We start from the raw sequence: 14,231 nt of genomic DNA on the forward strand, positions 1-14,231 counted from the left end.
CAGCAGCGGCGCCGTGCCCTGGTGGAAGACGAAGGGAGGGGGAGCGGTATCGGTCATGGTGTGATTCTGGAACGTTTCTGGCGGATTTTGCGGGCCCATGGCATGCGGGTGCCTCAGGATTGCAGGGTGGCCGCGCGCGCCGCGACAAAGCCGCGGGCTGCCGCTTCGTGCAGCGCATGCCGTCCCGCCTGCACGCGGCGCTCGCCGCCCACCCACAGGCTGAGCAGGGCGCTGCTGCGGTGGCTGCCGAAGACATGGGCCGAGACCATGGCCTGCACCGGCAGGCCGGCCAGCGCCACATGGTCTGCGTCCAGCGCCAGGAAGTCGGCCTGCTGGCCCACGGCCAGCCCGGCCACGGGGCGGCCTGCGGCCTGGGCACCGCCCTGCACGGCGGCGGTCCACAGCGCTGTGCCCACCTGCGGGTCGGGGCCTGCCAGCACGTTGCGCTGGCGCAGCGACAGGCGCTGGCTGTATTCGAGCATCAGCAGTTCCTCGGCCGCGTTGACGCAGGCATGGCTGTCCGAGCCCACGCCCCAGGCGCCGCCGTGGCCCAGCCATTGCGGCATGTCGAAGATGCCATCGCCCAGGTTGGCCTCGGTGGTGGGGCAGATGCCGGCCACGGCGCCGCTGCGCGCGGCGCCCGCGTATTCGCCGGGCGTCATGTGGGTGGCGTGGACCAGGCACCAGCGTGCGTCCACGGGGGCATGCTCCAGCAGCCATTGCACGGGGCGCTGGCCGCTCCAGGCCAGGCAGTCGTCCACCTCCTGTGTCTGCTCGGCAATGTGGATGTGGATGGGCGCGCGCGCGTCCAGCGCCGTCAGGCCCTCCACGGCTACGCGCAGGCTGTCGGGCGGCACGGCGCGCAGCGAGTGCGGCGCCAGGCCCAGGGCCGCGCCCTGGGCACGGGCCTCGGGCAGCAGGCGCTGCAGCAGGGCCAGCATGTTGTCGGTGCTGCGGATGAAGCGCGCCTGGTCGGCGCGCGGCGGCTTGCCGCCGAAGCCGCTGGTCTGGTAGAGCACGGGCAGCAGGGTGATGCCCATGCCGGCCTTGCGCGCGGCGCGCAGCAGGGCCAGGGACAGCGTGGCGTCGTCGGCATAGGGCCGGCCATCCCGGTCGTGGTGCACGTAGTGGAATTCGCAGACCGAGGTGTAGCCGGCCTCCAGCATCTCCACGTACAGCCAGGTGGCGATGGCCTCCAGCGACTCGGGCGTGATGCGCGCGGCAAAGCGGTACATGAGGTCGCGCCAGCTCCAGAAGCTGTCCTGGGCCTCGGCGCGGTATTCGGTCAGGCCCGCAAAGGCGCGCTGGAAGGCATGCGAGTGCAGGTTGGGCATGCCGGGCAGCACGGGGCCGGGCGCGCGCGGCGCGCTGCCGGGTGGGGCGTCGGCCTGTACGGCCAGCAGGCGCCCTGCGCCATCCCAGCGCAGCAGCACATTGCGCGCCCAGCCCGTGGGCAGCAGCGCGTGCTCGGCGAACAGCGTGCGGCTGTCGGGTGTCGGGTCGATGCCGCTCATTGCACGGCCTCCAGGATGTCGGCCAGCGCGCGGACGAAGCGCGCGTTGTCGGCCTCCGTGCCCACGGAGACGCGGATGAAGTGCTCGAAGCCCGGCTCCTTCCAGGGCTTGACGATCAGGCCCCGGGCCAGCAGCGCCTCGTTCACGGGGCCGTTGGGACGGCCGATGTCGATGAACAGGAAGTTGGCGGCCGAAGGCGCCATCCGAAGCGCGGGCAGTGCAGGCAGGGCGGCCAGCCGCTGCGCCAGCACATCGCGCAGGCGCACGGTCTCGGCCACGCCGCGCTGCATGAAGCCCTCATCGCCCCAGGCCGCCAGCGCCGCCGCCTGGGCGGCCTGGTTGACGTTGAAGGGCGTGCGCACGCGGTCCAGCAGTTGCACCAGGGCCGCGTCGCTGGCCAGGCCGTAGCCCACGCGCAGGCCCGCCAGTCCCCAGGCCTTGGAGAAGGTGCGCAGCACGATCCAGGGCATGGCGCGGCCGCGCAGCAGGGCCAGCACGTCGGGATAGCCGTCTGCGTGCAGGGCGTACTCGTAGTAGGCCTCGTCCACCACCAGCAGGGTCTGCGGTGGCGTGGCGTCCAGCAGGCGCGCGAAATCGCCGGCACCGAACATGCAGCCCACGGGATTGGAGGGATTGGCCAGCATGGCGATCTTGGGGCCGCGCGCCAGCGCCTGGCACCAGGCATCGACGTCGAAGCCCAGCGCGGGCGTCAGCTCCAGCAGCTCGACACGGGCGCCCATCATGCGCGGGTAGATCTCGTGCAGGCCGAAGGCCGGGCGCTGGGTGAGCACGCGGTCGCCGGGCGAGAGAAACGCCTGGCACAGCATCTGCAGGATGTCCTCGGAGCCATTGCCCACGGCAATGGCCTCGGCCGGCACGCCGGTGCGCGCCGCGATGGCCGCGCGCAGCGCCGTGCATTGCGCATCGGGATAGGTGCCCACATGCAGGGCCAGGTCGGCCAGGGCGCGGGCCACGGCAGGGCTGGCGCCAAAGGGGTTCTCGTTGCTCGCCAGCCGCGCGATCTCGGTGACGCCGTAGCGCGCCCGCACGGCCTCGGAGGACAGGCCTGCGTTGTACGGCGGCAGCGGCGGCACTTCGGGGCGTGCCAGGGTGTGGATCGCGTGGAGGGCGGGAGCGTTCATAGGTCGAATACCTTGCCGGGGTTGAACAGATGCAGGGGGTCCAGCGCCTGCTTGATGGCGCGCATCACGGCCAGTTCGGCCGGCGTGCGGCTGGCGCCGAGATAGGGCTTCTTGTGCAGGCCGATGCCGTGCTCGGCCGAGACGCTGCCGCCGAACTCGCCGACCAGGTGGTACAGCGCGGCCTCGACGCCTTCGCAGTCGCCGTTGGCGGTGGCACCGTCCACCGAGACATGCAGGTTGCCGTCGCCCACATGGCCGAAGAACAGCGAGTGGTGGCCGGGCCAGCGCGCGTCGAACGCGGCGCGGCAGGCATCGGCGAAGCGGCCGATGTCGGCCTGGGGCAGGCTGACGTCGAAGTTGACGGGCGGATGCATGTTCGTGTTGAGCTCGGCCGGCGCCTCGCGCAGCTTCCACAGCTGGCGCGCCTGTGCCACGGACTGGGCGATGACGGCATCGGCCACCTCGCCGGCCTCCATGGCCTCGCCCAGGGCCTCTTCCACGTCGGCGCGCAGCGTGGCCTCGTCCTTGCCGTCCACATCGATCAGGGCCAGCAGCGCATGCGCCTGGCCAAAGGGCGGCTGCAGCTTCTGCCAGCGGATGGAGGCCTGGATGAAGCTGTCCCACATCAGCTCGAACGCCGCCACGCCGTTGCCGAAGCGCGACTGCATGCGCGAGAGCACGGACAGCGCCGCATCGAAGTCCGGCACGGCCACCAGGGCCGTGGCGCGGGCCTGGGGCGCGGGGCGCAGGCGCAACAGCACGCGCGTGACGATGCCCAGCGTGCCCTCCGAGCCGATGAAGAACTGCTTGAGGTCGTAGCCCGTGTTGTTCTTGAGCATGGGGCGCAGCATGGGCAGCACCGTGCCGTCGGCCAGCACCACCTCCAGGCCCAGCACCTGCTCGCGCATCATGCCGTGCTGCAGCACGCCGTTGCCGCCCGCATTGGTGGCCACGTTGCCGCCGATCTGGCAGCTGCCGCGCGCGCCCAGGTCCACGCCGAAGACCATGCCTGCGGCCACGGCCGCCTCCTGCACGGCCTGCAGCGTGGCGCCGGCCTGCACGGTCATCAGCGCGGTGCGCGCGTTCACGTCCTCGATGGCGTTCATGCGCTCCATGGAGACGGCCACGGCGCCCGCCACGGGCACGGCCGCCCCGGCCAGGCCCGTGAGCCCGCCCTGGGGCACGACAGGCACGCGGTGGGCCGTGCACAGGCGCATGAGCGCGCTGACCTCGTCGGTGCTGCGCGGGCGCACCAGGGCCAGCGGGCGCTGGGGCGGCGTGCCGCTCCAGTCGGTGTGGTAGCGCGCGGGCACATCGTCGCCGCGCTGCGCCACTTCGGCGCCCAGGGTGGAAATCAATTCATCGAGAAACAGTGCATGGGACATGAGCAGGCTTTCAGTGGCTCCCCTGCCTGCGGGTCCGCACGATGCGGCCCTGGCGCACGATGGTGCAGTCCGGCTTGCTGCCGAACCAGTAGGCCAGCTCGGCCGCATGGCGCACGGGCCAGAGCACGAAGTGGGCAGGACGGCCGGCCGCGATCAGGCCATGCTCGTCCTGCAGGCCCAGGGCGCGCGCGGCATGGCGGGTGATGCCCGCCAGCGCCTCGGGCACGGTGAGCCGGAACAGGGTGCAGGCCATGTTGGCCATGAGCAAAAGGCTCAGGCAGGGGGAGGTGCCCGGATTGTGATCGGTAGAGACGGCCATGGGAACGCCCGCGGCGCGCAGGCCCGCGATGGGCGGCATGTGGGTGTCACGCAGCGTGTAGTAGGCGCCGGGCAGCAGCACGGCCACGGAACCCGCGTCGCGCATGGCGGCAATGCCGGATTCGGACAGGTGCTCGATGTGGTCGCACGACAGCGCGCCATAGCGGGCCGCGAGGGCCGCCCCCTCCATGTTCGACAGCTGCTCGGCATGCAGCTTGACGGGCAGGCCCAGGCGGCGTGCGGCCTGGAAGACCTGCTCGGTCTCGGCCAGCGAGAAGGCGATGCGCTCGCAGAACACATCGACCGCATCGACCAGGCCCTCGGCCGCCAGCGCGGGCAGCATGGTGCCGGCGACCAGGTCGATGTAGTCCTGGCTGCGCCCTGCGTACTCGGGCGGCAGCGCATGCGCGCCCAGGAAGGTGGTGCGTACGGTCACGCCCAGGGCCTGGCCCAGGCGCCGCGCCACGCGCAGCTGCTTGCGCTCGTGCTCCAGGGCCAGGCCGTAGCCCGACTTGATCTCGATGGCGCAGACGCCTTCGTCCAGCAGCTGCTGCAGGCGCGGCAGGGCCTGGGCGAACAGCTCGTCCTCGCTGGCCTCGCGCGTGGCACGCACGCTGGAGACGATGCCGCCGCCGGCGCGTGCCACTTCCTCGTAGCTGGCGCCGTCCAGGCGCATGGCGAATTCGTTGGCGCGCTCGCCGCCATAGACCAGGTGGGTGTGGCAATCGACCAGGCCCGGCGTGGCCAGCATGCCCTGGCCGTCATGGCGCGGCAGGGCCGCATATGCGGGCGGCAGGGCCTGCTGCGGCCCCACCCAGGCCACGCGGCCCTGCTGCACCACGATGCAGGCATCCTCCCCGTCACCCACGGCCTGGCCGGCCTCGAACATGTCAGGCGCCAGGCGCAGGTTCTGCCAGCAGCCGTCGGCCGAAGAGGATGGAGCGAGTGCGCAAGCGGATGCAGAAGCGGGTGCGTGGGGCTCGGTCATGGAGGTGATTCCTTGGATGTCGTGGGTCAGCAGGCTTGCAGCAGCACCTGCACCAGCCGCGCGTCGTCGGTCTGCGGCACCAGATGCTGCGGGTCGGGCTGCTGCGCGCTCCACCACAGGCCCTGGCCGGGGATGAGCGCAGCGCCATCCGCCTGCCAGTTGCCCTGCAGCACCATGCACAGGCCGGCGTCGGCGCGGCCGGCGTCGGCAGCGCTGTCCAGCACCTGGACCTGCGCCCGCCACCGGCCGCGCCGCGCCATCACGTTGAAGTCGGTGGAAGTGCCGCCCAGCAGCGAGCAGCCCAGCGCCACATCGCCGGAGAAGGCAAACGGCTGCCAGCGCGCGTCCAGCACATGGTCGATGCCTTCGCCGCGCAGGTGCACGCCGTCGCCATCGAGCAGCATGATCTGCCGGTCCACGCCCGCAAAGGCCGAGAACGGGCCGGGCTGGTCAATGGTGGCCACGCTGATGCGCCAGCCGAAAGCCTCCATGCCCGCCCCGGGCGGCCAGCAGGCGATCTCGCGCGTGCTGCCGCCCCCGTTCTTCCAGGGGCTGGCGGCGATCTGGTTCAGGTCGAAACGCTGCATGGCCGTGGTGTCCTGCAAGCGGCTCACTTGACCATGGGCAGGTTCAGCTGATGGCGCTTGGCCGCAGCCACGGCAATGTCGTAGCCCGCATCCGCATGGCGCATCACGCCGGTGGCCGGATCGTTCCAGAGCACGCGGCCCAGGCGGGCGGCGGCCTCGTCCGTGCCGTCGGCCACGATGACCACGCCCGCATGCTGGGAGTAGCCCATGCCCACGCCGCCGCCGTGGTGCAGGCTGACCCAGGTGGCGCCGCCTGCGGTGTTGAGCAGGGCATTGAGCAGCGGCCAGTCGCTGACGGCGTCCGTGCCGTCCTTCATGGATTCGGTCTCGCGGTTGGGGCTGGCCACCGAGCCGCAGTCCAGGTGGTCGCGGCCGATCACGATGGGGGCCTTGAGTTCGCCGTTCTTCACCATCTCGTTGAAGGCCAGGGCCGCCTTGTGGCGCTCGCCCAGTCCCAACCAGCAGATGCGCGCGGGCAGGCCCTGGAAGCTGATGCGCTCGCGCGCCATGTCCAGCCAGCGGTGGGTGTGCTTGTTGTCGGGGAACAGTTCCTTGATCTTGGCGTCGGTCTTGTAGATGTCCTCGGGGTCGCCGGACAGGGCCACCCAGCGGAACGGGCCCTTGCCTTCGCAAAACAGCGGGCGGATGTAGGCGGGCACGAAGCCGGGGAAGTCGAAGGCGTTCTTCACGCCCTGGTCCAGGGCCACCTGGCGGATGTTGTTGCCGTAGTCCACCGTGGGAATGCCCATGGCCTGGAAGTCCAGCATGGCCTGCACGTGCTGGGCGCAGCCCTGGGCGGCGGCGGCCTTGAGCTGGGCATGGCGCGACGGGTCGGCGGCGGCGGCACGCCACTCGTCCACGGTCCAGCCCACGGGCAGGTAGCCGTTGATCAGGTCATGGGCCGAGGTCTGGTCGGTCACGATGTCGGGGCGGGCGCCGCCGGCCTTTGCGCGGCGCACCAGCTCGGGCAGGATTTCGGCGGCATTGCCCAGCAGGCCGATGGAGATGGCTTCGCCCGCGGCCGTGTGCTGGGCGATGAGCTCCAGCGCGTGGTCGATGTCGCGCGCCTGCTTGTCCAGGTAGCGCGTGCGCAGGCGGAAGTCGATGCTGCTTTGCTGGCATTCGATGGCCAGCACGCAGGCGCCGGCCAGCACGCCGGCCAGGGGCTGGGCACCGCCCATGCCGCCCAGGCCCGCCGTGAGGATCCACTTGCCCGTGAGGTCGTTGTTGTAGTGCTGGCGGCCGGCCTCGACGAAGGTCTCGAACGTGCCCTGCACGATGCCCTGGGCGCCGATGTAGATCCAGCTGCCGGCCGTCATCTGGCCGTACATGAACAGGCCCTTCTGGTCGAGCTCGTTGAAGTGCTCCCAGTTGGCCCACTGGGGCACGAGGTTGGAGTTGGCCAGCAGCACGCGCGGTGCGTTCTCGTGCGTCTTGAACACGCCCACGGGCTTGCCCGACTGGATCAGCAGGGACTCGTCGGCCTCCAGCTTTTTCAGCGACTCCAGGATCTGGTCATAGCACTCCCAGTTGCGCGCCGCGCGGCCGATGCCGCCGTAGACCACCAGGGCCTTGGGGTTCTCGGCCACGTCGGGGTCCAGGTTGTTCTGCAGCATGCGGTAGGCGGCCTCGGCCAGCCAGTTCTTGCAGTGCAGTTCGCTGCCGCGCGGGGCGCGGATGACGCGGCTGGCGTCATAGCGGGGATTGGTGGCAGCGTTGGCGTTGAGGATGGCGTCGTTGGCGTTCATGGCGATCTCCTGGATGCGGGGGGTGAGCGGTTGCGGGGTTCAGGCAGCCTGGTGGCTGGGCAGGTGGCGGACGATGGCCTGGGGCCAGTCCGTGGCAAGCGCCCACTGGCGCATGGTTTCGATGTCGGGTGCCAGGTAGCGGTCACGGTCCAGGTGCGGAACCTGGCTGCGGATCAGCGCGTACTGCGCCTCGATCAGCTCGGAGCTGTTCAGGCTGCGGTCGAAGTCCATGCCCTGGGCGGCGGCCATGGCCTCCACGCCCACGATGACGGCGGTGTTGCGCGCCATCTCGCCCAGGCGCCGCGCGCCGTAGGTGGCCATGGAGACATGGTCTTCCTGGTTGGCCGAGGTGGGCAGGCTGGTGACGCTGCTGGGATGGGCCAGGCACTGGTTCTCGGCAGCCAGGGCGGCGGCCGTGACCTGGGCGATCATGAAGCCCGAGTTCACGCCGCTGTCGGCGATCAGGAAGGCCGGCAGGCCCGACAGGCCGGTGTCCAGCAGCAGGGCCATGCGGCGCTCGGAGATGGCGCCGATCTCGGCCAGGGCCAGGGCGATGATGTCGGCCGCGAAGGCCACGGGCTCGGCGTGGAAGTTGCCGCCCGAGATCACGTCGCCGTTGTCGAAGACAAGCGGGTTGTCCGAGGCGGCGTTGGCCTCGATCACCAGCACGCGGGCCGCATGGCTGAGGTTGTCCAGGCAGGCGCCCATGACCTGGGGCACGCAGCGGATGGAGTACGGGTCCTGCACGCGGCCGCAGTGGGGGTGGGAGGTGTCGATGGCGCTGCCGTCCAGCAGCTCGCGCACGGCGGCGGCCACGGCGATCTGGCCGAGCTGGCCGCGCGCCTCGTGGATGCGCGCGTCGAACGGCTTGACCGAGCCCTTGATGGCCTCCAGCGTCAGGCAGCCTGCCACCAGGCCGGCGGCGAACACGCTCTCGCCCTGGAAAAGGCCCACCAGGGCCAGCGCCGTGGATACCTGGGTGCCGTTGAGCAGGGCCAGCCCTTCCTTGGGGCCGAGCACGAAGGGCTCCAGGCCCACGTGGCGCATGGCCTCGGTGCCGGACACCACCTGTCCATCGATCTTGGCCTGGCCTTCGCCGATCAGCACGCAGGCCAGGTGCGACAGCGGCGCCAGGTCGCCCGAGGCACCCACCGAGCCCTTGGCGGGAATCACGGGCAGCACGTCGGCGTTGGCCAGGGCCAGCAGCGCATCGACCAGCTCGGGGCGCACGCCCGAGTGGCCGCGCGCCAGGCTCACGGCCTTGGTGGCCAGCACCAGGCGCACCACGGCGTCGGGCAGTGGATCGCCCGTGCCCACGCTGTGCGACAGCACCAGGTTGCGCTGCAGTTCTGCCAGGCGGTCATGGGCGATCTTGGTGGAGGCCAGCTTGCCGAAGCCGGTGTTGATGCCATAGACGACCTGGTCCTCATCCACGATGTGCTGCACATGGGCCTGGGCGGCGCGCATGCGCTCGTAGGCGGACGCCGCCATGGACAGGCGCACGCCGCCCTGCTGGATGGCCCGCAGCTGGGCCAGGCTGACCTGGCCGGGCTGCAGCGTCAGCGCGGTGCCGGGACGGGAGGTGAGGCCGGGAGTCGTGATGGTGTTCATGGTGATGCCCTGTCGGTGTCTGGGAGGGTGTGCCGGGATGGATGTCTATGCCTGTCTATACAATATCAATCGAAGCGGAACAGCGCAAGAGCGGGAACCCCGCCTTTCAGGCCTCAGCCGTCGTGCGATCCGCCGTCGGTGCGAAAGCGGCTGCCCAGCCGGTAGCGCATGCCCGGATGCACGCAGTGCACCCAGGTCACGGGCGTGCCCAGGTACCAGGTGCGGCGCGTCAGCGTCAGGCAGGGCTGGTCGGCGTCCATCTGCAGCCAGCGCGCCTGCTCGGGCGTGGGCAGCATGGCGTCCACCACATGCTCGATCTGGTCGAAGGGCACGTTGCGCACCAGATACACCGAAGGCTGGATCAGCGAGAAGTCCTGCTCCATGAAGTCCGGCGCCATGCGCGGGTTCACATGGCGGTCTTCCAGCTGCACGGGCACGTCGTTCTCGAAATGCACGCCCTGCAGGTGGAACACCGAGCTGCCCGCAGACAGCTGCAGCGAAGCGGCCGCCTCGGGCGAGGCCGACTCGCGGCGCACGCTGATCAGCTCGAAGCGGTGGTCATGCCCGCGCTGGCGGATCTCTTCGGCAATGTTGGCGATGCGCAGCAGCGTGGACTGCGGCTTTTCCTCGGCCACGAAGGAGCCCACGCCGGCCACGCGCACGATCACGCCCTGCTCGGCCAGCTCGCGCAGCGCGCGGTTGGCCGTCATGCGGGCCACGCCGAACTCCTGCACCAGCTCCTGCTCGGACGGCACGCGCTCGCCGGCCGACAGCGAGCCATCGGCGATCTTGCGCAGCACATGGTCCTTGACCTGCTGGTACAGGGCCATGGGCACCTCCGCCGTCGTTGCGGAAAGTCGGGAAGCCGTGGAACGCGAAGACATGGTGTGGGCAGTGGTCATGGAAAAGCGTCAGTGTGCAGCAGCGGCCAGCGACTCTGCGCGAATCTCTTCGGTCAGCCGGGCTTTCAGCTCCATGAACTCGGGCGATGTCTTGACCGTGTAGTGGCGCGGATGCGGCAGGTTCACGGGAATATCGGCCTTGATGCGGCCCGGGCGCGCGCTGAACACGGCCACGCGGTTGGCCATGAAGATGGCCTCGTCGATGTCGTGGGTGACGAACATCACGGTCTTGCGCTCGGCCTCCCAGATGCCCAGCAGCAGCTCCTGCATGAGCACGCGGGTCTGGTTGTCGAGGGCGCCGAAGGGCTCGTCCATGAGCAGGATCTTGGGATCGTTGGCCAGCGCGCGCGCAATGGCCGTGCGCTGCTGCATGCCGCCCGACAGCTGCTTGGGAAAGTGGTTCTCGAAGCCGCGCAGCCCCACCTTGGCGATGAAGTAGTCGCTGCGCTCCTTTTGCAGCGCCTCGCTCACGCCCTTCTCGCGCAGGCCGAAGCGGATGTTCTGGGCCACCGTCAGCCACGGAAACAGCGTGTAGCTCTGGAACACCATGCCCCGGTCGGCGCCCGGCCCGTCCACGGCGCGGCCGTCCAGCAGCACCTGGCCCGTGGTCGGGAAATCCAGCCCTGCCGCAATGCGCAGCATGGTGGACTTGCCGCAGCCCGAAGGGCCGAGGATGGTGACGAAGTCGTTCTCGCGGACCTCGAAATCCACAGGCAGCAAGGCCTGCGTGCTCGTGCCCTTGTGGCTGGTGAAGGTGCGCGAAACACCTTGAATAGACAAAAGATTCATCACGATTCTCCAGGGCGCTTGTCAATATTCACGGCGGCTGCAACCGGCGCGACTCACCTCAGAGACACCGAGGAAGGGCCGCCCCGCACCGAGGGTGTCGTCCCCCTTCAAGGGGGAAGCGGCGCAGCCGCTCAGGGGGTAGATCCTTTTCACAGGGTGCTCCACTCGAACATGCGACGGTTCAGAGATTTGAAGATGAAATCGGACACCAGGCCGATGAGGCCGATCACGATGATGCCGAAGATGATCTGGCCCGTGTTCAGCAGCGCCTGGCTGTCGGTGATCATGTGGCCGATGCCCGAGGACGAGCCGATCAGCTCGGCCACGATCACATAGGTCCAGGCCCAGCCCAGCACCAGGCGCAGCGTCTCGGCAATGCCGGGCGCGGCGCCCGGAATCAGCACGCGGCGCACCACGCCGGTGTTGGAGGCGCCCAGCGTATAGGCGGCCTCCACCAGGTCCTTGCGCGCGCCGCCCACGGTGACGGCCACCATCAGCGTGATCTGGAACACCGAGCCGATGAAGATGACCAGCAGCTTCTGCGTCTCGCCCACGCCGGCCCACAGGATCAGCAGCGGGATGAAGGCCGAGGCCGGCAGGTAGCGGCAGAACGAGACAAAGGGCTCGAAGAAGGCCTCGACCGGCTTCCAGGCGCCCATGGCGATGCCCAGCGGCACGGCCACGACCGAGGCCAGGATGAAGCCGCCCATCACGCGCCATACCGTCATGCCGATGTCGTGCAGGAAGCCGTACTCGGTGAACAGCAGCACGCCCTCGCGCGCCATGGTCATGGGGCTGGCCAGGAAGGTCGGGGAGACGAAGCCGCCCAGCGTCACAGCCGCCCAGACGAGAAAGAACAGCACGAAGAAGGCCACACCCAGCACCCACTTGGCCGTGGGGCTGACGGGCTCCAGCGGCGCCATGCGGCGGCGGCGGACGGGGGCTGGCGCCGCGGCGGGCGCGGGAGCGTGCGGTGTGGCGTGGGTCATGGGCTTGTTAGCCGGCTGGACTGCGGAAGTGGATGCGGCTTGCATGGTCATCCCCTGGCGGGCTTACTGGATGAAGCTGGCGTCGTACATCACGCCATAGTTCTCGGGGATGGAGCGGATGATGCCGGCCTCCTTGAGGATCACGGCCGACTCCTTCATGAAGGGCACCAGCTCGTTGGCGAAGAATTTCTGGTTGGCTTCCTTGTCGGACCACTTCAGGTAGGAGGCCGACTTGCCGAACTGCTCGCCACCCTGCTTGACGGCCGCGCCCATGATCTCGAAGGACTTGGTCTTGTCGGCCTCGATCATGGCCACCGCATCGAAATACGACTGGGCCAGGGCCTTGGCGGCGGCCGCGTTGGCCTTGAGCCACTTGGGATCGCAGCCCACGGTGTCCATGACCATGGGGTAGTCGATGGTGGTGGCCAGGATCTTGCCCGCCGCCGGGTTGGCGCGGATGGTGGACAGGTAGGGCTCGTAGCTCATGGCCGCATCGTTCTGGCCGGCCACGAAGGCCTGGGCCGCGGGCTGGGGCTCCAGCGAGACGGTCTTCACATCCTTCATGGTCATGCCGTTCTTGTGCAGCATCCAGGCCAGGCCGAAGTACGGCGCCGTGCCCGGCGCGCTCACGGCCACCGTCTTGCCCTTGAGGTCGGCAAAGCCCTTGACGTCATTGCGCACGGCGATGCCGTCGGCGCCATAGGACTTGTCCATCTGGAAGATCTGCACGATGGGCACGCCGTTCGTGTTCCAGGCCACATGCGTCTCGATGGTGGTGGCCGCGCACTGGATGGCGCCCGAGGCCAGGGCCAGGTGGCGGTCCTTCTGCGGAATCATCTTCAGGTCCACCGCCAGGCCGTTCTTCTTGAAGATGCCGGCCTTGTCGGCCAGGGTCAGCGGCGCGAAGCCGGTCCAGCCCGACATGCCCAGGGTGATCTTGGTCTCCTGCGCGGCAGCGGGCTGCAGTGCGGCGGCAAGGCAGAGGGCGGCGGCCAGCGGCCCCAGGGGCAGGCGGCGGAACGTGGGGATCGAACTCATGTGGCACTCCTCGGTCGGGAAAGCAAGTTGGCGATGGCAGTTTCGGGGTCCGCAGGCAGACCTGTGCGGGAGCCCGAAGTGTGTTTTTGCCGACCGGACATGTATATACAGGATTACCCGGCAAACCGGTGATGGAGCGAGCATCCTGCATCTACCTGCGATCAACACGGAGAGCAACAGCAAATGCCGTGCCAACCAAGCTTGTCCATACAACCTGGGGAAAATCCCGGGTAGCACCTCACCACCGTGGTGCATGCCACGGGCCTGCGCGCCGCTACGGTGCAATCACGGCACGCGCCACCTTCAAGAACGGTGCAATCAGCGGCGAGGCATTGCCCGCCGGCACGGCCAGCACCACGCCCTGGGGGGCCACGCGGCCCCGGATGCGGCGGCAGGCCAGGCGCTGGCCATCGTGGGCGCGGTCCACCACCGGCCGCGTGGTCAGCACGCTCAGGCCGTGGCCGTTGGCCACCATGGAGCGCAGCATCTCGATGGAGGCGAACTCATGGGCCACCAGCGGCGTCACGCCGGCCTCGCGGAACAGCGACAGGAAATACTCGCGGCTGTGCGGCAGGTTGATCAGGACCAGCGGGTAGCGGGCCACCTCGGCCAGCCCCACGCTGGTCCTGGCCGCCAGCGCATGGCGCTGCGGCAGCAGCACATAGGGCGGCAGCGCCGCCACGGGCAGCAGCTCCATGCGGGGACGCGCCAGGCCCGTGTCGTACTGCAGGGCCGCATCGAGCTCGCCGCGCTCCACCTGCTGCGTGAGCGAGGCGATGTCGCCCTCCACCAGCTCCAGCGCAATGCCGGGGTGCAGGCGCTGCATCTGCGCCAGCAGGGCCGGCACCCAGCGCGCGCCCAGCGTGCTCAGAAAACCCAGGCGCAGCACGCCCGCCATCGCCACCGTGCGCGGCCCCTGCAGGCTGCGTGCGCCGTCCAGCAGCGCCTGGGCCTCGCGGCTGCGCACCGCGCCGGCCGCCGTGAGATCCAGCCCCCTGGCATGGCGGCGCACGAACAGCGCCTCGCCCCACAGCGCCTCCAGGTCGGCAATCGCCTTGGAGATGGACGGCTGGGACACGCCGATGGCCTCGGCCGCGCGCGCCGTGCTGCCATGGCGTGCGGCGGCCACGAAATACTCCAGCTGGCGCAGGCTGATCTGGATCATCTTTTTGAATGCAGTGAATCAAGAATGAATATTTTCCATTGATTCAATCACGCGC

General features: G+C 69.6%; 12 protein-coding genes. All 12 read right to left on the minus strand.

The window, feature by feature from the left end; all coding sequences use genetic code 11:
• Positions 1 to 113: 113 nt before the first annotated feature.
• The 12 genes from JHD82_RS05575 to JHD82_RS05630 all read right to left on the minus strand — a co-directional run bounded on the left by JHD82_RS05575 (position 114) and on the right by JHD82_RS05630 (position 14,176).
• Complete coding sequence (locus tag JHD82_RS05575; RefSeq protein WP_199135666.1) at positions 114 to 1,514, minus strand: formimidoylglutamate deiminase; 1,401 nt, start codon at positions 1,512 to 1,514, stop codon at positions 114 to 116.
• Positions 1,511 to 2,656 carry a histidinol-phosphate transaminase gene (locus tag JHD82_RS05580; protein ID WP_199135667.1) on the minus strand — a complete coding sequence of 382 codons (1,146 nt, stop codon included), beginning with the start codon at positions 2,654 to 2,656 and terminating at the stop codon, positions 1,511 to 1,513. Before JHD82_RS05580 ends, JHD82_RS05575 begins: the two co-directional genes overlap by 4 nt.
• Positions 2,653 to 4,041, minus strand: coding sequence for an FAD-binding oxidoreductase (locus JHD82_RS05585; protein ID WP_013800048.1), 1,389 nt, complete (start codon positions 4,039 to 4,041; stop codon positions 2,653 to 2,655). The genes JHD82_RS05580 and JHD82_RS05585 overlap by 4 nt, the downstream gene beginning before the upstream one ends.
• Positions 4,042 to 4,051: 10 nt before the next feature.
• Complete coding sequence (gene hutI / locus JHD82_RS05590; RefSeq protein ID WP_199135668.1) at positions 4,052 to 5,347, minus strand: imidazolonepropionase; 1,296 nt, start codon at positions 5,345 to 5,347, stop codon at positions 4,052 to 4,054.
• Positions 5,348 to 5,373: 26 nt separating this feature from the next.
• The gene (locus JHD82_RS05595; protein ID WP_063328066.1) at positions 5,374 to 5,934 is read right to left on the minus strand and encodes a HutD family protein; all 561 of its coding nucleotides are present in this window, start codon (positions 5,932 to 5,934) and stop codon (positions 5,374 to 5,376) included.
• A gap of 23 nt (positions 5,935 to 5,957) precedes the next feature.
• Positions 5,958 to 7,682 carry a urocanate hydratase gene (hutU, locus tag JHD82_RS05600; protein ID WP_199135669.1) on the minus strand — a complete coding sequence of 575 codons (1,725 nt, stop codon included), beginning with the start codon at positions 7,680 to 7,682 and terminating at the stop codon, positions 5,958 to 5,960.
• A gap of 39 nt (positions 7,683 to 7,721) precedes the next feature.
• Entirely contained in the window at positions 7,722 to 9,293 is a 1,572-nt protein-coding gene (gene hutH, locus JHD82_RS05605) for a histidine ammonia-lyase (RefSeq protein ID WP_013800045.1), read from the minus strand.
• Positions 9,294 to 9,406: 113 nt separating this feature from the next.
• Positions 9,407 to 10,177, minus strand: coding sequence for a histidine utilization repressor (hutC, locus tag JHD82_RS05610; RefSeq protein WP_049801468.1), 771 nt, complete (start codon positions 10,175 to 10,177; stop codon positions 9,407 to 9,409).
• A 27-nt stretch (positions 10,178 to 10,204) separates the two neighbouring features.
• Entirely contained in the window at positions 10,205 to 10,984 is a 780-nt protein-coding gene (locus JHD82_RS05615) for an ABC transporter ATP-binding protein (RefSeq protein WP_012202086.1), read from the minus strand.
• 149 nt (positions 10,985 to 11,133) lie between these two features.
• Positions 11,134 to 12,018: an ABC transporter permease gene (locus JHD82_RS05620; protein ID WP_016447378.1), complete on the minus strand. Its 885-nt coding sequence runs from the start codon at positions 12,016 to 12,018 to the stop codon at positions 11,134 to 11,136.
• A gap of 18 nt (positions 12,019 to 12,036) precedes the next feature.
• Positions 12,037 to 13,011: an ABC transporter substrate-binding protein gene (locus JHD82_RS05625; RefSeq protein WP_012202084.1), complete on the minus strand. Its 975-nt coding sequence runs from the start codon at positions 13,009 to 13,011 to the stop codon at positions 12,037 to 12,039.
• A 274-nt stretch (positions 13,012 to 13,285) separates the two neighbouring features.
• On the minus strand, positions 13,286 to 14,176 hold the full coding sequence (locus JHD82_RS05630; protein WP_123694916.1) for a LysR substrate-binding domain-containing protein: 891 nt from the start codon (positions 14,174 to 14,176) through the stop codon (positions 13,286 to 13,288).
• Positions 14,177 to 14,231: the final 55 nt, after the last annotated feature.

It is taken from the genome of Delftia sp. ASV31, from assembly GCF_016428765.1.
GTDB lineage: Bacteria > Pseudomonadota > Gammaproteobacteria > Burkholderiales > Burkholderiaceae_C > Comamonas > Comamonas acidovorans.